Origin of the sequence: Micromonospora sp. NPDC023888 (assembly GCF_040639415.1) — a bacterium.
In the GTDB taxonomy this organism is placed as follows: Bacteria; Actinomycetota; Actinomycetes; order Mycobacteriales; family Micromonosporaceae; genus Micromonospora.
Genome location: NZ_JBEZZW010000053.1, coordinates 1 through 22447, shown reverse-complemented (window position 1 = coordinate 22447; position 22447 = coordinate 1). Strand labels below are relative to the sequence as shown.

At 72.1% G+C, this 22447-nt stretch carries 19 protein-coding genes and 1 pseudogene; 15 read left to right on the top strand and 5 right to left on the bottom strand.

The annotated features are described in order from the left end of the window. Positions 1-44 precede the first annotated feature (44 nt). Both AB0F61_RS31355 and AB0F61_RS31350 read left to right on the top strand, forming a co-directional pair. Entirely contained in the window at positions 45-917 is an 873-nt protein-coding gene (locus AB0F61_RS31355; protein ID WP_357817118.1) for an LLM class F420-dependent oxidoreductase, read from the top strand. Between the two features lie 189 nt (positions 918-1106). Next, positions 1107-3137, top strand: coding sequence for a serine/threonine protein kinase (locus AB0F61_RS31350; RefSeq protein WP_357817163.1), 2031 nt, complete (start codon positions 1107-1109; stop codon positions 3135-3137). Between the two features lie 119 nt (positions 3138-3256). On the opposite strand, the gene AB0F61_RS31345 is transcribed toward AB0F61_RS31350, so the two are convergent. Next, complete coding sequence (locus AB0F61_RS31345) at positions 3257-5518, bottom strand: catalase (protein WP_357817116.1); 2262 nt, start codon at positions 5516-5518, stop codon at positions 3257-3259. A 184-nt stretch (positions 5519-5702) separates the two neighbouring features. Between AB0F61_RS31345 and AB0F61_RS31340 the strand changes: the two genes are divergently transcribed. The 11 genes from AB0F61_RS31340 to AB0F61_RS31290 all read left to right on the top strand — a co-directional run bounded on the left by AB0F61_RS31340 (position 5703) and on the right by AB0F61_RS31290 (position 17819). Beyond that, positions 5703-6593 carry an alpha/beta hydrolase gene (locus AB0F61_RS31340; RefSeq protein WP_357817113.1) on the top strand — a complete coding sequence of 297 codons (891 nt, stop codon included), beginning with the start codon at positions 5703-5705 and terminating at the stop codon, positions 6591-6593. A gap of 136 nt (positions 6594-6729) precedes the next feature. Next, positions 6730-7512, top strand: a complete 783-nt coding sequence (locus tag AB0F61_RS31335; RefSeq protein ID WP_357817110.1) for an ATP-binding cassette domain-containing protein — start codon at positions 6730-6732, stop codon at positions 7510-7512. Between the two features lie 56 nt (positions 7513-7568). Continuing rightward, positions 7569-8291 (top strand): ABC transporter ATP-binding protein, encoded by a 723-nt coding sequence (locus AB0F61_RS31330; protein WP_357817107.1) that lies wholly within the window; start codon positions 7569-7571, stop codon positions 8289-8291. A gap of 30 nt (positions 8292-8321) precedes the next feature. Beyond that, positions 8322-9200 (top strand): branched-chain amino acid ABC transporter permease, encoded by an 879-nt coding sequence (locus AB0F61_RS31325; protein ID WP_357817104.1) that lies wholly within the window; start codon positions 8322-8324, stop codon positions 9198-9200. Next, positions 9197-10294 (top strand): branched-chain amino acid ABC transporter permease, encoded by a 1098-nt coding sequence (locus AB0F61_RS31320; protein ID WP_357817101.1) that lies wholly within the window; start codon positions 9197-9199, stop codon positions 10292-10294. The genes AB0F61_RS31325 and AB0F61_RS31320 overlap by 4 nt, the downstream gene beginning before the upstream one ends. 84 nt (positions 10295-10378) lie before the next feature. Further along, the gene (locus tag AB0F61_RS31315; RefSeq protein ID WP_357817099.1) at positions 10379-11665 is read left to right on the top strand and encodes an ABC transporter substrate-binding protein; all 1287 of its coding nucleotides are present in this window, start codon (positions 10379-10381) and stop codon (positions 11663-11665) included. Positions 11666-11811: 146 nt separating this feature from the next. Then, positions 11812-12579, top strand: a complete 768-nt coding sequence (locus AB0F61_RS31310; RefSeq protein WP_357817097.1) for an SDR family oxidoreductase — start codon at positions 11812-11814, stop codon at positions 12577-12579. Between the two features lie 97 nt (positions 12580-12676). After that, on the top strand, positions 12677-13288 hold the full coding sequence (locus AB0F61_RS31305) for a TetR/AcrR family transcriptional regulator (RefSeq protein ID WP_357817160.1): 612 nt from the start codon (positions 12677-12679) through the stop codon (positions 13286-13288). Positions 13289-13351: 63 nt separating this feature from the next. Further along, positions 13352-16138: an AAA family ATPase gene (locus tag AB0F61_RS31300; protein WP_357817094.1), complete on the top strand. Its 2787-nt coding sequence runs from the start codon at positions 13352-13354 to the stop codon at positions 16136-16138. Positions 16139-16188: 50 nt separating this feature from the next. Then, positions 16189-17337 (top strand): acyl-CoA dehydrogenase family protein, encoded by a 1149-nt coding sequence (locus AB0F61_RS31295; protein ID WP_357817092.1) that lies wholly within the window; start codon positions 16189-16191, stop codon positions 17335-17337. Positions 17338-17354: 17 nt separating this feature from the next. After that, positions 17355-17819, top strand: coding sequence for a MaoC family dehydratase (locus tag AB0F61_RS31290; protein ID WP_357817089.1), 465 nt, complete (start codon positions 17355-17357; stop codon positions 17817-17819). Between the two features lie 47 nt (positions 17820-17866). Here AB0F61_RS31290 and AB0F61_RS31285 read toward each other — a convergent pair whose 3' ends face one another. Continuing rightward, positions 17867-18232, bottom strand: coding sequence for a hypothetical protein (locus tag AB0F61_RS31285; protein WP_357817087.1), 366 nt, complete (start codon positions 18230-18232; stop codon positions 17867-17869). A gap of 288 nt (positions 18233-18520) precedes the next feature. On the opposite strand from AB0F61_RS31285, the pseudogene AB0F61_RS31280 reads away from it, so the two are divergent. Beyond that, positions 18521-18823: pseudogene (locus AB0F61_RS31280) on the top strand (endo-1,4-beta-xylanase); the annotation flags it as partial. A gap of 108 nt (positions 18824-18931) precedes the next feature. Here the strand turns inward: AB0F61_RS31280 and AB0F61_RS31275 are convergent. The 3 genes from AB0F61_RS31275 to AB0F61_RS31265 form a co-directional block, all read right to left on the bottom strand. Further along, positions 18932-20146, bottom strand: a complete 1215-nt coding sequence (locus tag AB0F61_RS31275; protein WP_357817084.1) for a DUF6596 domain-containing protein — start codon at positions 20144-20146, stop codon at positions 18932-18934. Continuing rightward, positions 20146-20559 (bottom strand): YciI family protein, encoded by a 414-nt coding sequence (locus tag AB0F61_RS31270; protein WP_357817082.1) that lies wholly within the window; start codon positions 20557-20559, stop codon positions 20146-20148. The genes AB0F61_RS31275 and AB0F61_RS31270 overlap by 1 nt, the downstream gene beginning before the upstream one ends. A gap of 124 nt (positions 20560-20683) precedes the next feature. Beyond that, positions 20684-21172: a MarR family winged helix-turn-helix transcriptional regulator gene (locus tag AB0F61_RS31265; protein WP_357817079.1), complete on the bottom strand. Its 489-nt coding sequence runs from the start codon at positions 21170-21172 to the stop codon at positions 20684-20686. Between the two features lie 30 nt (positions 21173-21202). Here AB0F61_RS31265 and AB0F61_RS31260 point away from each other — a divergent pair, with 30 nt between their 5' ends. Continuing rightward, positions 21203-22279 (top strand): bifunctional NAD(P)H-dependent oxidoreductase/GNAT family N-acetyltransferase, encoded by a 1077-nt coding sequence (locus AB0F61_RS31260; protein WP_357817076.1) that lies wholly within the window; start codon positions 21203-21205, stop codon positions 22277-22279. The last annotated feature ends 168 nt before the right edge of the window (positions 22280-22447 follow it).

Genomic DNA, 22447 nt, shown 5'->3' with positions numbered 1-22447 from the left:
CAGGTCGCGCAACGTCCCCTAGGCTCGTTGCGGAGGTGCCGAACATGAAGCTCGGACTGCACTACTGGAACTACTCGACCCCGGCCGACCCGACCGCGATCGCGCCCACCCTGGCGCAGGCGGCGACCATCGCCGAGCAGGCGGGCGTCGCGTCGTTCACGGTGATGGACCACTTCTTCCAGATGGACGCGGTGTTCGCCGCCGAGGAGCCGATGCTGGAGGCGTACACCACGCTTGCCTACGTCGCGGCGAAGACCCAGCGGATGACCCTGGGCGGGCTGGTCACCGGTGTGATGTACCGGTACCCGGGGTTGCTGGCCAAGACCGTGACGACCCTCGACGTGCTCTCCGGCGGCCGGGCCCGCCTCGGCATCGGCGCCTCCTGGTACGAGCGGGAGCAGCTCGGGCTGGGCGTGCCGGTGGTCCCGGTGGCCGAGCGGTTCGAGCGGCTGGAGGAGACGCTGCGCATCTGCCTGCAGATGTGGAGTGACGACGACGGCCCGTTCAACGGAAAGCACTACCAGCTCGCCGAGACCATCAACTCGCCGCAGCCGTTGCGCCGCCCGCACCCGCCCATCATGATCGGTGGCGGGGGCGAGAAGAAGACCTTGCTGCTGGTGGCCCGGTACGCCGACGCCTGCAACCTGTTCGGTCGCGCCGGCATCGACGACGTCGCGCGCAAGCTTGACGTGCTGCGCGGGCACTGCGCCACCGAGGGCCGCGACTACGACACCATCGAGAAGACGGTGGTCGCCTCCCGGTCGCCGCTGGACGACACCGACGCGTTCCTCGCCGAGGTGTCCGACTACGCAGCGCTCGGTGTGAGCGAGGTGCAGGTGACGCCGGATCGGCACCCGGTCGAGTTCGCCCAGCGGCTCGGCGACGAGGTGCTGCCCCGGTTGGCCGACATCGGCTGACTCCGCGACGACGGCGGCCGCGGCGAACGGAGCCACTGTGAACAACCGGCCAATTCCCGGTTGACCGAGGGTGCCTCGGGCACCGGAATCGCCGTTCCCGGCGGTAATGAGACGGATCACATAAGCGTCCGCTCCGACTGCCCAGAATTGTTCGTACGGCGTGCCAGGTAGCCTCTCCGGGTGCCGCAGATGTTACCGCTATTTGTTACCGATCGGTATGACGTCGTGGGGCTCCTCGGCCAGGGCGGAATGGGTCGAGTGTGGAAAGCCCGCGACCGAATGCTGCAACGGGACGTCGCCATCAAAGAAATTGTCCCACCGCCCGGCCTGACCAATGAGGCGCGACAGGAATTGCGGATCCGGTCGCTGCGCGAGGCTCGGGCGATCGCGCAGCTCGACCACGTCAACGTCGTCCGGGTCTTCGACGTGCTGCTGAGCGCCGACGGCGACCCGCAGATCGTGATGGAGTACGTGCCGTCCCGTTCGCTGCACGACGCCATCACCACCGACGGCCCGATCCCACCGGTGCGGGCGGCCGCCATCGGGTTGGCCGTACTCGGCGCGCTCCGCGCCGCCCACCGCGCCGGCATCATGCACCGCGACGTCAAACCCGCGAACATCCTCGTCGGCGCGGACGGCCGGATCGTGCTCACCGACTTCGGTCTGGCCACCGCCGTGGAGGACGTGAACCTGACGCTCAGCGGAGTGGTGCTCGGGTCGCCCGCGTACGTCTCACCGGAACGGGCCATGCGCGGCACCGTGGGTCCCGAGGGGGACTTCTGGTCGCTCGGCGCGACCCTGTACGCAGCGGTCGAGGGCCAGTCGCCGTACGCCCGGCCGTCCAGCCTGATGAGCCTCACCGCGCTCGTCACCGAGCCACCACCCGTCGCGCGACACGCGGGACCGCTCGCGCCGGTGTTGGCCGGCCTGCTGCGTAAGGACCCGGCCGAGCGGATGGACGCCGACACCGCGCAGCGGCTGCTCCGCGCTGCCCTCGACGGCACCGCGCTGCCGACGGCGGGTACCCGCCCACCGGGCACCACAGCCCTTCCGGTGGCGACCAGGTCCGGCACCGCCGACGTACCCCCGACCGGGCCTGGCTCCGGGATGGACGGTGACGGCCCCGCGACGGGCCGCCGCCGGCGGACCTGGCTGCTCGGGGGTGTCGCGGTCGTGCTGGCGCTCGGCCTGGTGGTCGGCATTCCGCTTGCCACCAGGCGCGCGCCGGGCCCGAGTGGCGTCGGGGTCGAGCTGGGGCAGGCCACCGCGTCGGGCACGACGCCGACCCCCGGCGGCCCGCCGAGCGCCACCGCACTCCGGCCGATCGCCTGGTCGGTCTACCGGGACAGCACCGGCTTCTCGGTGCCCGCGCCGCGCGACTGGCAGATCGTCCGCCGGGGCCAGCAGGTCGAGTTCCACGAACCGGACGGTGCGCGGATGCTCGTGGTCGGCCAGACCGACGCGCCGCGCACCGACCCGGTGGCCGAGCTGACCAGCCACGAGAAGCAGCCCGACGTCGTCGGGCGCTACCGCGACTACCGCCGGGTCGCGCTGCTCGCGGTCAACTACCAGCTCGCGGCGGCCGACTGGGAGTGGCTCTACACCGGCGACGGCGGCACGGCGATGCACGCCCGTCAGCGCACCTTCCGGACGGCCGACCGGAAGGGCTACAGCCTCACCTGGTTCACGCCGGAGGCCGCCTGGGATGTGGACGAGTTCCGGCAGGTCACCTCGGGGTTCCGGCCGGCGTCGACGGCGGTCGGCACCACACCGGGCGGCAAGCCCCCGGCCGACGGATCACCGACGCCGAGCCCACCGCCGGCCCGGTCGGGCTACCGGCTCGTCGGGGCGGCGAGCAACAGGTGCCTGGACGTCGCCACGCCGCAGTCACCCGATCCGGTCCGGCTCCGGCTCTGGGACTGCCGCGACGACCGCGCCGCCAACCAGCTCTGGACGACGCGACCGGACGGCAGCGTGCAGCTCGGCGGCCGGTGCCTGGACGTGCTCGGCGCCTCCAGCGACGTCGGCGCGGCAATCCAGCTCACCACCTGCAACACGACCCCGGCGCAGCAGTTCACCCTCAACGCGGAGCGCCAGCTCGTGAACGCGCACAGCGGACTGTGCCTGGGCGCTGTCGACAAGAGCACAGCGGACGGCGCGCTTGTCGAACAGCGCGGCTGCGATGCCGGTACGAACGACCTGCGCTGGACCCGGAGTTGACGACGAGGGCCGGACCGGGGCGGTTGGCCCGCGACCCGGGGAACGGAAACTCGTAGGCCCCGGAACGCCCGAGGGGCTGCCCTCCCGGTGACGGGAAGGGCAGCCCCTCGGCGGACGGGTCAGGCGACAGTTGCGGGGAACCTCTCCCACACCCGGTGCGCTGCCATCAACTGCTGCACGGCCGCCAGCGCCTCGGCGCCCGAACCGGCAGTGACGACGCCGGGCGTGCCGGCCACCCCGGCCTGCTCCAGCACTGTGACGCCGGCTCCCCAGGCGCCGACCGCCTTGGCGTGCCGCCAGCACTCCTCGACGAGGAGCAGCACGCGGGGATCGACGGCGGTCGGCGCCGGCGTACCCGCCTTGGCGTCGCGGGCCGGGACGGCATCCGGCGCGGGCGCCGGCGCTCCGGCCAGCAGGACCGCGTCGAACTCGACGGACCGGCCGGTGGCGAAGGTGCGCTGCACCGGCATGTCGCCCACCATGCCGCCGTGCGGGGCGATCAGCAGCGGCACCATGCCGGCGGAGAACACCGCTTGGCGGACCTCGTCGACGCCGTCCAGGTCGCCGTCGGGGTCGACGACGATGCCGACCATCCGACCGTCACTCGGCCACTCCCGGCCGACCTGCGACAGCGCCGGGCTGGGCGTGACGTCGGCGAGCGGTACGGTCGGCTGCGGGGCGGGCAGACCCAGCCCGGTGGCGACCTGCTCGCAGAGCACCGGGTCGATGTTGGCGAGGCACTGGAGCTGGCGCTCCTTGATCGCCTGGTGGTAGCACTTGCCCAGCTCGAAGGCGTACGCCCGGATGATGTGCTCCTTCTCGACCGGCGACATGCTCGACCAGAACAGGCGTACCTGGCTGTAGTGGTCGTCGAACGAGGCCGGGTTGGCGCGTACCTTCGGCGCCTGCGCCACAGTGACCGGCACGTCGACGAACGCGTGCTCGTCGTCCCCGGCGGGGAACGGGTTGCCGCCGTCGAGCGAGTTCGGCCGGTACGGGGCGACGCCGGCGTGCACGGCGTGCTGGTGGAAGCCGTCGCGCAGCATGTCGTTCACCGGCGCGTGTGGGCGGTTGATCGGGATCTGCGCGAAGTTGGGCCCGCCCAGCCGGGTGAGCTGCGTGTCGACGTAGGAGAAGAGTCGGCCCTGCAACAGCGGGTCGTTCGTCACGTCGATGCCCGGCGGGAGGTGGCCCAGGTGGAAGGCGACCTGCTCGGTCTCGGCGAAGAAGTTGGTAGGCGTCCGGTTGAGCACCAGCCGGCCGATCGGCTGCACCTCGGCCAGCTCCTCCGGCACGATCTTCGTGGGGTCCAGCAGGTCGATGCCGGCGAACGTCTCCTCGGGGGTGTCGGGAAAGACCTGGATGCCCAGCTCCCACTCGGGGTACGCGCCGGCCTCGATGGCGTCGTAGAGGTCGCGCCTGTGGAAGTCCGGGTCGATGCCACCGAGTAGCTGTGCCTCCTCCCAGGTCAGCGAGTGCACACCCAGCTTGGGCTTCCAGTGGAACTTGGCAAGCACCGTCTCCCCGGCCTCGTTGACGAGGCGGAAGGTGTGCACACCGAAGCCCTCCATCGTCCGGTACGACCGCGGGATGCCCCGGTCGGACATGTTCCAGATGGTGTGGTGCTGCGCCTCGGTGTGCAGAGACACGAAGTCCCAGAAGGTGTCGTGCGCGCTCTGCGCCTGGGGAATCTCCCGGTCCGGGTGCGGCTTGCCGGCGTGGATGATGTCCGGGAACTTGATCGCGTCCTGGATGAAGAAGACCGGAATGTTGTTGCCGACCAGGTCGAAGGTGCCCTCGTCGGTGTAGAACTTGGTCGCGAAGCCGCGGGTGTCGCGGACCGTGTCGGCCGAACCCCGCGAGCCGAGCACCGTGGAGAACCGCACGAAGACGTCGGTCTCGCGCCCCTTCTTGAGGAAGCCGGCCCTGGTGACCGCCTCGGCGGTGCCGTACGCGGTGAACACACCGTGCGCGCCGGCGCCCCGGGCGTGCACCACACGCTCGGGAATGCGCTCGTGATCGAAGTGCGTGATCTTCTCGCGCAGGTGGTGGTCCTGCAGCAGCACCGGGCCGCGCGGACCGGCCTTGAGCGAGTGGTCCGTGTCGCGCAGCCGCGCCCCGTTCGCGGTCGTCAGGTAGGCGCCCTGCTGACCCTTCGTGGTCGTCGGTGCGCCGGTCTCGGCTCCGGTCGGCGTACGCGTCTGCGGTGCCCCCTGCTCCGGCTTTGGTGGCAGCGGGTCGTGCGGCGTCGTCGGCTCCTCGAGCGGTGGTGGCGCGCTACCTGGTGCGCCGGGGACTTCCGGGGTCAGGGCGTCGGCGATCTTTCCGGAGGCGGTCTTCACGACGTTCTTGACCGCCTCGGCGGGCTTGCTGGAATCCACTGAATGAACCTCTCCATGGCGCGTGTGCGGGCAGGCGAGTGCCCTGCTACCCCTGGTCAGAGGGTCGAAACACGACTGATCCCGGCAACCTGCGCCGGAACTGGTGATTTCGCCGATGCGCGGACGGGCGGACCGGCCAAAACTGACGTACGTCGATATCCCTCGACCCTAGGGAGTGCCCGACGTGTCCTCACCAACCACCACCCGTCCCCGTTCCGTCGTAGCCCGGCTGGCGGTGGCCGCCGTCCTGGTCGCCGGCGGCGTTCTCTCCGGCCCGACCGGCGCCGCGCAGGCCGCGGGTCCGTACGAGCGGGGCCCGGCCCCGACCACCGCGATCCTGGAGGCCAGCCGTGGCCCGTTCGCCACGGCCTCGCAGAGCGTGTCCTCGCTGAGCGTCACCGGCTTCGGCGGCGGCGTCATCTACTACCCGACCAGCACCAGCGAGGGCACCTTCGGCGCCATCGCCATCTCGCCCGGCTACACCGCGGCCTGGTCCAGCATCAGCTGGCTCGGCCCGCGCATCGCCTCGCACGGCTTCGTGGTGATCGGCATCGAGACGAACACCCGGCTGGACCAGCCGGACAGCCGGGGCCGACAGTTGCTCGCCGCGCTCGACTACCTCACCCAGCGCAGCTCGGTCCGTACCCGGATCGACAGCAGCCGGCTCGCGGTGGCCGGGCACTCGATGGGTGGCGGGGGCACCCTGGAGGCGGCCTCGTCGCGACCGTCGTTGCAGGCCGCCGTGCCGCTCGCGCCGTGGAACACCGACAAGAGCTGGTCCGAGCTGCGGGTGCCCACGCTGATCATCGGCGGGGAGAGCGACACCGTCGCTCCGGTCTCGACGCACTCGGTGCCGTTCTACAACAGCATCCCGGCCTCCGCCGAGAAGGCGTACCTGGAGCTGAACGGGGCGAGTCACTTCTTCCCGCAGACGACGAACACGCCCACCGCCCGGCAGATGGTGGCCTGGTTGAAGCGGTTCGTCGACGACGACACCCGCTACGAGCAGTTCCTGTGCCCCGGCCCGAGCGGTTCGCAGATCGAGGAGTATCGCAACACCTGCCCCAGCGCCTGACGGCGGTCACGGGGCGGTCGCCGGTGGCGGCCGCCCCGTCGGCGTGCACGACGAGCCATTGAAGGTATTGACGCGATTCCCGAGAAACGTACACTGCGAGTGTAAATAAACACCCGCCACAACAGAGGGATGGGTGATGGAGCGCGGCCTCGAACTGCACCACATCGGCGTCCGTTTCGGCGGCCTCACCGCCCTCGACGACGTGTCCCTGCGGGTGCCACCCAACCGGGTGGTGGGCGTCATCGGGCCCAACGGCGCCGGCAAGACCACGCTGTTCAACGTGATCTGCGGGTTCGTCGCGCCGGACACCGGCTCGCTCACCCTCGACGGCCGACCGCTGCGGCCACGGCCGCACCGGCTGACCCGGCTCGGCATCGCCCGGACCCTCCAGGGGACCGGCCTCTTCGCCGGTCTGACCGTGCTGGAGAACGTGATGACCGGCGCCTCGCACACCGCCCGAGCCGGCTTCGTCCCGGCGCTGCTCGGGCTGCCGGCCAGCGACCGCGACGAGCGCCGGCTGCGTCGGCACGCCCTGGACATCCTCGACGACCTGGGGATCGCCGGGCACGCCGAGGCTGCACCGACCACACTGCCCTTCGCCGTACGCCAGCGGGTCGCCCTGGCCCGCGCGCTCGCCGCCCGGCCCCGGCTGCTGCTGCTCGACGAGCCCGCCGGTGGGCTCGGCGCCGACGACATCGCCGAGCTGGCCGAGCTGGTCCGGCACCTGCCCCGGCGCGACGACGACCCCTGCTCGGTGCTGCTCGTCGAGCACCACATGGACCTGGTGATGGCGGTCTGCGACGAACTCGTGGTGCTCGACTTCGGCCGGGTCATCGCCGCCGGCACTCCGGACGAGATCCGCGACGACCCGGCGGTCACCGACGCCTACCTGGGTGCCACCGTCGAGGAGGTTTCGTGAGCCCGAGGAGTGAGCCGGGTTTGGGAGCCCCGCAGTCGCGAACGGACAGCGACGCCGTGAGCGCCACCGACCTGCTCGTCGTGCGCGGGCTGGTGGCCGGTTACGGGGCCGCGCCCGTGCTGCGGGCCATCGACCTCACCGTCCCGGCCGGCACCATCGCCGCGGTCGTCGGCGCCAACGGCGCCGGCAAGACCACCCTGCTGCGCGCGCTCTCCGGCATGATCCGCCCGGCCGCCGGCCAGGTGCTCCTCGCCGGGGAGGAGCTGCGCGGTACGCCAGTGGAGCAGCTCGTCCGACGCGGCATGGCGCACGTGCCGGAGGGGCGGGGCGTGATCAGTGAGCTGACTGTGGACGAGAACCTGCGGCTGGGCGGCTTGTGGCGGCGCGACCGGGCGGACGCGGGGCGTGCCCTCGACGAGGTCTACGAACTCTTCGAGCCCCTGGCCCGACGCCGCCGGCACCTCGGCCACCAGCTCTCCGGCGGTGAGCGGCAGATGCTCGCGCTCGGCCGGGCCCTGGTCGGCCGGCCTCGCCTGCTGCTGCTCGACGAGCCGTCGCTCGGCCTGGCGCCGCGGGTGGTCGCCCGGACCATGGCCCTGCTCCGCCAGTTGCGCGACCGCACCGGCCTGACCGTCCTGCTCGTCGAGCAGAACGTGCGCAGCGCGCTCGCCGTCGCCGACCAGGGCGTCGTGATGTCCCTCGGTCGGGTGGTGATCGCCGCCCCGGCGGCGAAGCTGCGTGACGACGTCGACCTGCGCCACGCGTACCTCGGTTTCTGACCACCACCTCGTCCCCCGGAGGGAGGACTGTTGGACCGCTTCGTCTTCCTCACCATCGACGGCCTGTCCCGGGGCGCGGTGTACGCCGCGTTCGCGCTGGCCCTGGTGCTCATCTGGCGGGCGGCGCGGGTCGTCAACTTCGCCCAGGGTGCGATGGCCGTCGCCGCCGCGTACGTCGCCTACACCGTCAGCGCCGCGACCGGCTCCTACTGGCTGGGCTTCGTGGTCGCGATCGTCGCCGGGCTGCTGCTCGGCGCGCTCGTGGACCGCGTCGTGATGCGGCACGTCGACCACGCCTCGCCGCTCAACCCCGTGATCGTCGCGCTCGGGCTGGTGCTGTTGATCCAGGCCGTGCTGGGCATGGTGTACGGCAACGAGTTCCGCCCCGCCGAGGCGCCGTTCAGCCGGTCCGCGCTCACCGTCGGCGGGGTGGCCGTGCTGTCGCCGTACGACCTGTTCGTCTTCGCCACGATCGCGGTGGTGGTCAGCGGCCTGGCCTGGATGTTCGCCCGTACCCCCGTCGGGTTGCGGATGCGCGCGGCGGCCTTCGCCCCCGAGGTGTCCCGGCTGCTCGGGGTCAACGTCGGCGGCATGTTGACCCTCGGTTGGGCACTCGCCTCCGGGGTGGGCGCGCTGGCCGCCATGCTGGTCCTGCCAACCGAGCTGGGCCTGCACCCGCACGCGATGGACCTGGTGTTCGTCTCGGCGTTCACCGCGGCGGTGGTCGGTGGGTTGGACAGCCCGCCGGGGGCGGTGGTCGGTGGCCTGGCGGTGGGTCTGTTGCTCTCCTACGTCAGCGGTTACGCCGGCAGCGACCTGACTCCGCTCGCGGTGCTGGTCCTGCTGCTGGCGGTGCTGCTGGTCCGGCCCGGTGGGCTGTTCGCCCCGGTCGCGGCGAGGCGGGTGTGAGCGCCACGAGGGCGGCGGTGCCGCCGAAACAGCAGCTCGTCGACGCGGACCGGCCCGTCGACCGGCGACGCGGCTCGACCCTGCTGCGTCACTTCGCGATAGTGCTCGTCGTCGGGCTCCTGCTGGTCGGGGTCAGCTACGCCGTCGAGCCGTTCCGCAACTTCCAGCTCGCCACCGTGGCCGCCTACCTGTGCGCGACCGCCGGGCTGACCGTCCTCACCGGCCTCAACGGTCAACTCTCGCTCGGGCACGGCGCGTTGATGGCCACCGGGGCGTACACGGTGGCGCTGTGCCAGAACGCGTTCGCCGACCGGGGGATGACCGGCGGCTGGCTGCTGCCGCTCTCGCTGGGCGCGGCGATCGTCAGCACTGTCGCGGTCGGCGCGGTGGTCGGGGTGGCGGCGGCCCGGCTACGTGGTCCCTACCTGGCCGGGGTGACCCTCGCGGTGGCTGTCGTCGTGCCGGCGCTGGCCGTCACCTTCGACGGTGTCTTCAACGGCGAGCAGGGGCTGTCGGTGCCGGTGGAGCCGCCCCCGATGTCGCTCGGCCCGTACTTCCCCTACGAGCGGTGGCAGCTCTGGCTCACCGGCGCGGCCACCCTGCTCGCGCTGCTGCTGCTGGCCAACCTCATCCGCAGCCGGTACGGGCGTACCTTCCGGGCGGTGCGGGACGACGAGGTGGCGGCCCGACTGGCCGGCATCCACGTGGCCCGTACCCAGGTCCTCGCGTTCGTGGTCAGTGCCGCCACCGCCGGGCTCGGCGGAGCGTTGCTGGCGGTGCTCGCGCAGAGCGTCTCGCCCGGGGCGTTCTCGCTCACCCTGTCGCTGTTCCTGCTGATGGCCGTGGTGATCGGCGGCCTCGGTCGGCTCACCGGCGCGCTCTGGGGGGCCGTCCTGCTCGTCGCCCTGCCCGACCTCACCCACTCCGCGACCGAGTTGCTCACGCTCTCGCCCGCGGTGGCGCAGCGGCTGGAGGGAAACCTGCCGCTGGCGATCTTTGGCCTCACCCTGATCGTCGTCATGATCGCCGCACCCGGTGGCGTACAGGGACTGCTGTCCCGTCTTGGTCGGCGCCTGCGGGCCCGGCGTTCCTGAGCCGCTCCGCGCCCGGCCCCGGTCGGGCGTTCCACCACCCACACCGTTCCCCTGAACCGGACCGAGAAAGGTCGGTGTTTCTCCATGCACCGTTTGGCACAACGTGGTCTCGCGATCGCCAGCACCATCGCCCTGTTGGCCGCCGCCGCTGGTTGCAGCGGAGACGACGGCTCCGGTCCCGGCGGGGCATCGGTGCCGGGTGTGACCGACACCGAGATCGTCGTCGGCACCCACATGCCGCTCACCGGGCCGGCCTCGGCCGGCTACTCGAAGATCGCCCCGGCGACGAAGGCGTACTTCGACTACGTCAACGCCAACGGTGGCGTGCACGGTCGGAAGATCACCTACAAGATCATGGACGACGGCTACAACCCGGCGAACACCCAGCAGGTGGTGCGCCAGCTCGTCCTGCAGGACAAGGTCTTCGCCGTCCTGAACGGTCTCGGCACGCCGACGCACACGGGCGTGCTCGACTTCCTGAAGAGCAACCGGGTGCCGGACCTCTTCGTGGCCTCCGGCAGCCGTAGCTGGGACCAGCCGGACAAGTATCCGGGCACGTTCGGGTTCAACCCGGACTACACGGTCGAGGGCAAGATCCTGGCGAACTACGCGAAGGCGAACCTGGCCGGCCAGAAGGTGTGCTTCCTCGGCCAGGACGACGACTTCGGCCGGGACAGCCTGGCCGGTGTGGAGAAGGTGCTCGGCGCCGGTGCGGTGGCGGTCAAGCAGACCTACGTCACCAGCAACACCAACGTGGCGCCGCAGATCGGCGCGTTCAAGGCGGCCGGGTGCAAGGTCGTCGTGCTCGCCACCGTGCCCGGCTTCACCGCGCTGTCGGTCGGCACCGCCGCGCGGCTCGGCTTCAAGGCACAGTGGCTGGTCTCCAACGTCGGCGCCGACCACCCGACCCTGGCCAAGCAGCTCGGCGCCGCCGCCCCGCTGCTGGAGGGCATGGTGGGCACCAACTACCTGCCGATGCAGAACGACACAGCGAACCCGTGGATCCAGCTCTTCACCAGGATCAACAAGGAACACAACGGGGACGCGCCGTTCGACGGCAACACCGTCTACGGCATGTCGGTCGGCTACCTCTTCGTGCAGACGTTGCTCGCCGCCGGCAAGGACCTCACCAGGGAGAAGGTGCTGGAGGCCGTGCAGAAGGGCGGCTTCCAGGGCCCCGGGCTGGTGCCGCTGCGCTTCTCCGCGAAGGACCACTCCGGGTACGGCGGTCAGCGGCTGAGCCGGGTGACCGGGGGAGTGCAGAGCTACTTCGGGCCGGCGTACGAGACAGACGAGGCGGACGGGCCGGTGAACGAGTACACCGCCGCGCCGGTCGCACCGCCGGCCAACGGGGTGCCGACCGTCTCCTGAAGACCGGTACCTCCGCCGTCCGACCGGGCGTGGTCTGCGCGTGACCACGCCCGGTCGGACGGCTGCGCGTGGTCCGGCTGACCGGCGTGCCGGACGGTGGTCCGGGACGTTGACCGACACCGATCAGCCCTCCTACTATCTGCACTGTGAATGCATATTCGGGCCGGCTCGCGGGCCGCGTCGCCATCGTCACCGGGGCCAGTCGGGGGATCGGCCTGGCCATCGCCCACCGCCTCGTCGCCGAGGGTGCCCGGGTGGGCGTCACCGCCCGACACCCCGAGGCGCTCGCCGAGGCCGTCGCCGCCCTCGGTGGGCCCGAGTACGCCCTGGCGGTGCCGGGCCGCGCCGACGACCCCGAGCACCGGGCCGCGACCGTGCGGCAGGTCGGCGCGACGTTCGGGCCGGTGGACCTCCTGGTCAACAACACGGGTATCAACCCGGTGCACGGCCCGCTGCTCGGGTTGGACCCGGCTGCCGCCCGCAAGATCCTGGACGTCAACCTGGTCGCCACGCTCGGCTGGGTGCAGGAGGTCTGCGCCGCGGGCATGACCGAGCGGGGCGGCTGCGTCGTCAACGTGTCGTCGATCGCCGGTCTCGCGCCGTCGCCGGGCATCGCCTTCTACGGGGTGAGCAAGGCCGCGCTCAACCACCTGACCGCCAGTCTCGCCGTGGAGCTGGGGCCGGCGGTCCGGGTCAACGCGGTCGCCCCCGGCGTGGTGAAGACCCGCTTCGCCACCGCGCTCTACCAGGGGCGGGAGGACGAGGTAGCGGCCCGGTACCCGCTGGGCCGGCTCGGGCTGCCGCCGGACGTGGCGGGCGCGGTCGCCTTTCTGGCCTCCGACGACGCCGCCTGGATCACCGGGCAGACAGTCGTCTGTGACGGTGGCGTCTCGCTTACCGGTCGGGCCGGATGAGCACGCCGGCAGTCGGTCGTCCGGGGTTGCTGATCAGCGCCTGTCTAGACTTGTCGGTGCGTCAGGAGACGCCGTGGCGGTGAGAGGGCGGGGGCGGATGGACGGGGTCGAGGTCGCGAGCCGGGTCGACGGGCGCACCGCTCGGGCCGAGCGCACCCGGGCGGCCATCGTCGAGGCTCACCTCGCGCTCATCGGCGAGGGGGACCTGCGCCCGACCGGGGAACGCATCGCCGAGCGGGCCGGCATCTCGCTGCGGACGCTCTGGACCAACTTCAAGGACATGGAGACGCTCTTCGAGGCCAGCGGCGCGGAGGTGCTCCGCCAGCAGGACGCCGCCTACCGGCCCATCTCACCCGGGTTGCCGCTGGCGAAGCGGGTCGACGCGTACTGCCGACAGCGGGCCCGGTTGCTCCAGCTCATCGCACCGTCGGCGCGGGCCGCCCAGATGCGCGAGCCGGTCTCCGACCAGCTGCACCGCAACCGCCTCAAGCACATCGACCGGGTGCGCGACGAGGTCGAGGAACTCTTCGCCGTCGAGCTGGCCCAGGCCGGTCCTGGTCGGGAGCAACTGCTCAGCGCGCTGGTGGCGGCGAGCATGTGGCCGGCCTGGTCGATGCTGCGCTACGGCCTCGGGCTGGGCGTGGACCAGGCCCGCGCCGTGATGACCCGGACGGTGGGCGCGCTGCTTGCCGAGGTCGCGGCCGACTGACTCCGGCTCGGCCCGATATCGCCCCTCTTTCCATTCGGTTACCGATGAGTGACACTGGCAGGCATGGTTACTGCATCGAGAGTGCAACTAACCGTGCTGCGTGGTCGGGACGACGAATGCCGCGCCGTCCGGTGCCTGCTCGACGGCGTGACCAACGGTGGCGGTGCCCTGCTGCTGCACGGTGAACCGGGCTCAGGCCGCACCGCGCTGCTCCGCCACGCCCATTGCTACGCCGAGGGCTGCACAGTGCTCGCCGCGAGCGGCCTGGCCGAGGAGGCCGCGCTGCCGTACGCGGGTCTGCAACGACTGCTCGACCCGGTGGCGCACCACGCCGCGACCCTGCCGACTCCGCAGCGTGACCTGCTCCGGAGGGCCCTGGGCGGGGACGGGTGCCCGGCCAACCGCAAGCTGGCTCTGTCGATGGCCGTGCTCGGGATGCTCACCGAGGCGGCACGGGAACGCCCGCTGCTCGTCACCATGGACGACGTGGACCGGGGCGACCCGCTGACCGGGCAGGTGCTGGCCTTCGTGGCCCGCCGGCTGCGGCACCTACCAGTTGTCGTCCTGCTCACCGCGGACGTCGGAATCACTGTCGACGGGATACCGGCGCACCGCCTCCGGCCGCTCGACACACCCAGCAGCGTCGCCGTCCTCACCGACCGGCTATCCGAGCCGCCCGCCGCGTCGGTGGTGACCGCCCTGGCCGCGATCGGCGGAGGCAATCCGCAGGCCCTGGTGGACCTCGCCGAGGTGCTCAGCCCGGCACAGTGGCGGGGCGAGGAGGCGCTGCCCGCCGCGCCACCCGAGGACGGTGCGCTGGGCCGCGCGTACCGGACCCGGTTGGACCGGTTGCCGCCGGACACCCGGCGGATGCTGCTGCTCGCCGCGCTCGACGAGGACGGCGCGCCGGGCACGCTGATCCGGGCCGCCGGAGCCGCCGGGACCGAGGTCGACGCGCTCGCCCCGGCGGAGGTCGCCGGTCTGGTCCGCGTCGGGGCGCAGGGCGTCACCTTCCCCCAGCCGTTGGTCCGCACGATGATCGTGGCGAGCGCGCCACTCGCCGAACGGCGGGCCGCGCACCGTCTGCTCGCCGCGGTGCTCGTCGACGAGGGGCAGCGGCTGCGCCGGGCGATGCACCTGGCCGCCGCCACCGCGGGTGCCGATCCGGCCCTGGCCGCGGAGTTGGAGGAGGCGGCCTCGGGCGGAGCCGGCGGCTGGGCCGTCGCCTCGGCGGCGCTGCGCTGGGCCGCCGACCTCAGCGATCATCCCGCCCAGGCGGCCACCCGGCTGTTGAGCGCCGCCCACTACGCCTGGGTCGGCGGGCAGCCCGAGGTGGCCCGGCTGCTGCTCGACCGCCTGCGCGCGGTGTCCACGGACCCTGCCGTGCGGGGTCGCGCCGACCTGCTGCGCGGTGAGTTGGAGCTGCGGTGCGGTGCGGCGTCGGACGCGTCGGCGCGACTGCTGACCGCGGCCGCAACGGTGGCCGACACCGACCGGGCCCTGGCGTTGTCCGGGCTGGTACGAGCCGGCGAGGCGGTCTGCTTCGCCGGCGACCAGTACCGGTACGCCGAGGTCGGCCGGCGGGCGCTGGCCCTGCGGCGGCCGACCGATCCGCCGGCGATGGAGCTGATGGGCAGCCTGGTCGCCGGGGTGGCGGCGACCCTGCGGGGCGACCACGAGCGGGCCGGCCCCACGCTGCGCCGCGCCGTCGTGCTGGGCGCCCGGTTGACCGGTTCGGCGGTGACCCCGACCGCGCTCACCTGCGCGGCGGCGGCCGGCCTGGTGGTCGCCGTGGACGGCGCGGCGCACCGGCTCGCCGAGCGTGCCGTCGCGCTGGCCCGCGATCGGGGCGAGTTGTCGATGCTGTCCCGGGCACTGGAGTTGCGGGCGATCGCCGAGTACTGGCAGGGCCGGCACGAGGCGGCGGCAGAGACCTCCCGTGACGGGTTGCGGGTCTCCCGCGCCACGGGGCAGGTCAACTGCGCCAAGGTCCACCTGGGCATGCTCGCCGTGCTCGCCGCGATCCGGGCCGACCGCGACACCAGCCTGCGGCAGATCCGTGAGATCGGCGAGTCGCCGACGCCGGGCAGCCGTCCGCACGCGCTCGCCGGCTGGGCGCTTGCGGTGCTCGACCTCATCGACGGTCGGCACGCCGAGGCCGCGGACCGGCTGGCGTCGCTGGCTCGGCTCGGCACCGGCCGAGGTCAGGTCCTGGTGCAGGTGATGGCGACGCCGTATCTGGTGGAGGCGGCGGCGCACCTGGCACACCGACCGGCGGCCACCGCCGCGCTCACCGTCTTCGACAGGTGGGCCAGCAGCACTGCGAGCCCGCTGCGCCGGGCCCTGTCCGCCCGGTGCCACGCGCTGCTCGCCCCCCGGGGCAGTGCCGAGGCGGAACGCAGTTTCCAGGCGGCGCTGCGGCTGCACCCGACGGAGGCCGGCACGTTCGAGCTGGCCCGTACCGAGCTGCTCTTCGGCCAGGAACTGCGGCGCAGCCGACGCCCGCGCGACGCGCGTACGCACCTGCACCGGGCCCGGGAGATGTTCAGCCTGCTGGGCGTGGCGTGCTGGGCCGAGCAGGCCACCACGGAGCTGCGGGCCGCCGGGGAGTCGGTCGGTCCGCCGGACCTGCCGGCGGCGCGGCTGCTGACCGGCCAGCAACTGCGGATCGCGGAGCTGGTCGCGGAGGGTGCCACCAACCGGGAGATCGCGGCCCGGATGTTCCTCTCGATCCGCACCGTCGACCATCACCTGCGCAACGTGTTCCACCGCCTCGGCGTCCGCTCGCGGACCGAGTTGGCCCGCGCGTTCGCGGGCGAGCGGCACGCCGGCCTGGCCTCCGACCGGTGACTCGGGGTCCGCTCTGGACGGCATAAACTATCACCGCTAGTTTGAAGGCCATGGACCTCACCCTCTCCGCCGAGCAGGCAGCGGTCCGCCAGTTGGCCGCCGAGTTCGCCGACCGCGAGCTGCTGCCACACGCCGCCGACTGGGACCGGCGTGAGTCGGTCGACCCGGCCATCGTCGGCATGCTGGGCGACCTGGGCTTCCTCGGGCTGACCATCGCCGAGGCCGACGGCGGTTCCGGCGGCGACCACCTCGCGTACTGCCTGGTCCTGGAGGAGCTTGGCCGGGGCGACTCGGCGGTGCGCGGCATCGTCTCGGTCTCCCTCGGGCTGGTCGCGAAGTCGATCGCCGCCCACGGCGCGGACGAACAGCGGGCCGAGTGGCTGCCCCGGCTCTGCGCCGGCACCGCGCTCGGCTGTTTCGCGCTCACCGAGCCGGACAGCGGCTCGGACGCGGCCGCGCTGCGGACCCGCGCACTCCGCGACGGCAGCGACTGGCTGCTCACCGGCACCAAGACGTTCATCACCAACGGCACCACCGCCGACGTCGCGCTGGTCTTCGCCCGCACCGGCGGCCCCGGGCACCGCGGCATCACCGCGTTTCTGGTGCCCACCGACAGCCCCGGGCTGGTCCGCCGGGAGATCCACGGCAAGTTGGGCCTACGCGGCCAGGCCACCGGCGAGCTGCGCCTCGACGAGGTGCGGGTGCCCGACGCGGCCCGCCTCGGCACCGAGGGCGGCGGGTTCCGGCTGGCCCTGTCCACCCTCGCGAAGGGCCGGATGTCGGTGGCGGCCGGGTGCGTCGGCATCGCCCAGGGCTGCCTCGACGCGGCGGTCGGCTACGCCGGGCAGCGCACCCAGTTCGGCAAACCCATCGCGGGGCACCAACTCGTCCAACAACTGCTCACCGCCATCGCCGTGGACACCGCCGCCGCCCGCCTGCTGGTCTGGCAGGTGGCCGACCTGATCGACCGGGACCAGCCGTTCGCCACCGAGGCGTCGATGGCCAAGCTCTTCGCCAGCGAGGCCGCCGTCCGCGCGGCGAACAACGCGGTCCAGGTCTTCGGCGGGTACGGGTACATCGACGAATACCCGGTCGGCAAGTACCTGCGCGACGCCCGGGTCGCCACCCTCTACGAGGGCACCAGCCAGATCCAGCAACTCCTCATCGGACGCGCGCTCACCGGCGTCAACGCCTTCTAGTTTCCGGGAGACCTGACATGAGAGTCTTCAGCTCGTTCGAGGAACTGGCCACCGCGGTCGGCGAGACCCTCGGGCCCGGCCCGTGGGAGCGGATCGAGCAGAGTCGGGTGGACCTCTTCGCCGACGCCACCGACGACCACCAGTGGATCCACCTCGACCCGGTCCGGGCCGCGGCGGGGCCGTTCGGCGGGACCATCGCCCACGGGTACCTGACGCTGTCGCTGCTGCCAGCGCTTGCCGGCCGGCTCTACCGGGTGGAGGGGGTGGCGATGGGTGTCAACTACGGGCTGAACCGGGTGCGCTTCCCCGCCCCGGTGCGGGTCGGCGCCGCCGTCCGGGCCGCTGCCACCATCGCCGAGGTGTCCCCGGTGACCGGCGGCGTGCAGTTGGTCGCGACGGTCACCGTGGAGAGCGACAGCGGCGGCAAGCCGGTCTGTGTGGCCGAGACCGTGAGCCGTCTCTACGGAGCCGCACGGGGGTGATGTGATCGCGAGAGGTGGCGTGTGCGGCCGGATCTCGAAGATCGGGGTCAGGCGCTGTAGTGATGGCGGGAGCGACAGGGCTCGAACCAGTTGCCGGCACCCTGGACCTGGCCGGATCCGCCGCAGGCGAGGCACGATCGCGGGCGGTGCTCCCGCGCGGCCTCTCGGGCCTCATCCTTGGCAGCCTCCCGATTGACGTACATGTTGACGCGCTGCCAGAGAGACGGCTTACGCAACATCCGAAGGGCGTCCTCCATCTGGCGCCGGGCGTTGGCGAGTTGCCGCGTTCGCTGCTGGCGGGAAGGGTCATTCGGGCTGCTGAGAATATCCGCCTCGATCTCGTTGTAGTGGCGCAGCCGGCTCTCGCACCAGGCGATCTTCTCCGCGCGCGACATAAGGTCGAACTCGTCCATGGAAACTCCTTGCCATGAGGAGCGTCAGCCGCACGACCTGCAACGGCATTGACGATGAGCGACGCGTTACGCCGCTCCAAATTCGAGCCCCAATGATCACGTAAGAGCGCCTACATAACCCGCAAGTACGTCGATTGCAGCCTCCCGGGTTGGGCAGCTCGGGCCTATCAGGCAACAGGCCCTCATGTCCGACACGTTCGGGTGGAGAGCGAACCCCTTTTCGTTCGAGGGAATGATCCCGGGCAAGATCACGAGGGACGTAAGCGGGGTTCACCACCGACTCGGGATCTCACCGAGTTGGACATCCAGGGTGCGCCGGCGAACACGTACCGCAGTGTGGTGGAGGACTGTCTGGCGGCGGCCCGGTGCAACGGGATCACGGTGTGGGGCATCCGCGACAGTGACTCGTGGCGGGCCTCGCAGACTACGTTGCTGTTCAACAGCAACGGCTCCAAGAAGCCCGCGTACGACGCCGTCCTCGCCGCGCGGAACAACGGCACCCCGCCCCCGACGACGGCCCCGCCGACCAGCGTCCCGCCCACCACCGCTCCGCCCACCACGCCGCCGCCCGGCGGTGGGTGCACCGCGACCCTGCAGGACGGCACCCGGTGGGGCGACCGGTTCAACAGTCAGGTGACCGTCAGCGGGGCGAACAGCTGGGCCGTCGCCGCCCCCATCAGCCCCGCCGTGCCGCAGGCGTCAGCTCAGCGCCGCTGCCTTACCGAGGAGGACCGAGCGTTCGCGCTGGTTGGCGCACAGCCGGGCCGCCAGCTCCCACTCGGTGCGCGCTTCCGCTCGCCGGCCGAGGCGGTTCAGCAGCTCACCGCGTACGGTCGGGACCAGATGCGAGCCGGCAAGCCGGTTCGCGGCGATCAGCTCGTCCACGATGGGCAGGGCCCGCGCCGGACCCGACGCCATGGCCACGGCGACGGCCCGGTTGAGCTCGACCACCGGAGAGGGCGCAGCCCGGCCGAGCGCCTCGTAGAGCACCACGATCCGGTCCCAGTCGGTCTGCTCGACCGAGGGCGCCGACGCGTGGGTGGCGGCGATCGCGGCCTGCAGGCCGTACGGGCCGAGGCCGCGAGTCGATGCCCTGGCCAGCGCGGCCAGCCCGCGGCGGATCGCCGAGAGGTCCCACAACCGGCGATCCTGATCCGCGAGCAGAACCGGTGAACCGTCCGGGCCCGTGCGGGCCGGGAAGCGCGCGGCCGTCAGCTCGCACAACGCGAGGAGGCCGTGCACCTCCGGCTCGTCCGGTTGTAGCGCCGCCAGCGTGCGGGTCAGCCGGACCGCCTCGTACGCGACGTCGGGGCGCAGCAGCCGGTCGCCTGACGTGGCCGTCGACCCCTCAGTGAAGATCACGTAGAGGACGCTGAGCACGCCGCCCAGCCGTTCCCGGCGCTCGCCCGCCGGCGGCAGCTCGAACGGCAGCCGGGCCGCCGCGATCGTCTTCTTGGCCCGGGTGACGCGGGCCTGCACGGTCGGGACAGGTACCAGGAACGCGCGGGCGATCTCCTCGCTGGTCAGGCCGCCGACCACGCGCAGGGTCAGCGCCACCCGGGCCGTCGGGGACAGCACCGGGTGGCTGCTGACGAACATCAGCGCCAGCACGTCGTCGTCGATCCTGTCGAGATCGACCTCCTCGTCGACCGCCGGGTCGGCCGCCAGCAGGGCGTATCGGTCCTGCAGGGCGACCCGGCGGCGGATCGTGTCGATCGCCCGCCGCCGGGCCGTGGCCATCAGCCAGCCGGCCGGGTTGGCCGGAGAGGCACGCGGCCACGACGCCAGCGCCTCAGCCACCGCCTCCTGTGCCGCGTCCTCGGCCAGACCGAAATCACCGGTGAACCGGGTCAGCGCGGCCACGATCCGCGCCGACTCGACCCGCCAGACGGCCTCGACGTCGGCCGTACCCATCAGATCTGGCCGTTGCTCTCGCTGCTTTGCGGGACCTCGTCGGCCTCGGCCACCCGCCGGACCTCGATCTTGGACCCGCGGGCCGCCGGGAACCGCTTGGCCCACTCGATCGCCGGGAACCGCTTGGCCCACTCGACCGCCTCCTGTTGGGTGGCGACATCGAGCAGGAAGTAGCCGCCGAACAGTTCCTTGGTCTCGCCGTACGGCCCGTCCGTGACCACCGGGGCCTCGCCGCTGAAATCGACCACGACGCCCCGGCCCGGATCGTCCAGCCCTTCGGCCGCGACGAGAACACCGGCCTCCATCATCTCCTCGATGAACCGGCCGGTCGCGGCCATCGCCTCGTCGATGTTGGCCATCATGGCCGCGTTCGTCTCGTCGGTGCCCCGCATGATGAGCATGTACTTCGACATCGCGTTCTCCTCGTCCGGCGGGGCCGCCTCTCGGCCCTCGCACCTCCATGTCGAACGAGCGGCCCGCAGATCGACACGCCCCCGGAATAATCTCTCGCCGCGACGCAGCCCACCCCGCCAGAGGTCACTCGGGAGGTCGATCGTCGCCGACTTGGGACTCTTCTAGTCTCCGCGCGATCTGTTCGATGGCGATGAGGTGGTCTGGGGCGAGGCGGTCGATGAAATGGCGTCGTACCGAGCGGACGTGGGCCGGTGCCGCGTCCTCGAGTGCCTCCAGGCCTTGCGCGGTGAGCACGAGGAAGCACCCTCTGCCGTCGGCCGGGTCGGGTGTGCGCCGCAGCAGACCGCGGGACTCCATCCGGGTGGCGTGCCGGGACAGCCGGCTGCGTGACCAGCCCATCTTGTCGGCCTGTTCGCCCAGGCTGCTGGTGTGGGCGGTCCGCTCCGACAGGGTGCTCAGCACCTCGTAGTCGGGTTCGGAGAGCCCGACCGCGGCCAGGTCGCGCGCCGTGCCGGTCTGGACCGCGACCACGACGCGCAGAAACGCCCGCCAGGCGCGTTCCTCATCAGGGTTCAACCAGGGTACGGCCCCGACCGGCGGTGTAGTTGACATGTAAACAAGTTACCACCTACGCTCGTTTCCATGTCAACGAAACCAACGCGTGTCCTCGTCCTGACGTGCAGCACCCGCCCCGGCGCCCTCGGCCCGGTGGTGGCCCAGTGGCTGACCGAAACGGTCGCCTCTCGTGCTGCGGCGCTCGGCGTCGAGCTCGTGCCGGTGGCCCTCGGCGAGCTGAACCTGCCGTTCCTCGACGAGGAGGAGCATCCGTCGTCGGGCGTTTACCAGCAGGAACACACACGTCGGTGGAGCGCGATCGTCGACGCGGCGGACGGGTTCATCGCGGTCACGCCGGAATACAACTACGGGATGCCGGCGACGCTGAAGAACGCGCTGGACTACCTCAGCCGCGAATGGGCGTGGAAGCCGATCGGCTTCGTCAGCTACGGCAACACGTCGGCGGGCACCCGGTCCGTTCAACATGCGAAGCAGGTGGTGACGACCCTCCGCCTGGTCCCGGTGGGCGCCACTGTCGCGATTCGCATCGGCGAGGCGGTGGAGGGCGGACAACTGCGTCCCGACGCGACCCGTGACGCGGCGGGTGTCGGGTTGCTCGATGAGGTGGTCCGGGTCGCCCACGCCCTAGGGCCACTGCGCGAACGCGGCCGAGCCGGGGCGCTGTCTGGACCGTTGCCAGGGTCGTACGTGCGGCGGCTGACCCCCGACGACGCGGCCGAGGTCACCGTGCTGCAGCGGTGCTGCTGGGTGGAGGAGGCCGTCGTCAACGACACCCTGGCCATACCGGCCCTGCACGAGTCGTTGGAGGAGGTGCGCGACTGGCTGGAGACCTGGCACGTCACGGGCATCTGGTTGGACGGCCGACTGCTGGGCATGGTGCGGGCGCGTCGCGTCGGCACCGACTGGCACATCGGTCGGCTCGCCGTCGTGCCCGACCTGCGGGGGCACGGGCTCGGCCGGTGGCTGCTACGCACCGCCGAGACCGGTGCGGCACCGGAGTGCCGTCGTGTGCTGCTGTTCACCGGGGCGAAGAGCCTGCGGAACATCGACCTCTACCACGGCGAGGGATACCAGTCGGAGCCTCTCGCCGGCCCGGACGGCACCACGAGCCTCACCAAGGACGTCTCCGTCGGGCAGCGCTGACGCCGCCGGCCTGGTGCGCCCGCGTACTCCGATCCGTCCCTTGTGGACGGCGCACAGAGGCGCGGTGCCGGGCTCGTGCTGCCCGGCACCGTCGGGTACGGCGTCGCGCGCGTACACGTGCATCAGGTAGACGCCGAACGGGTTGAGCAGCGACGGGAGGATCACCGC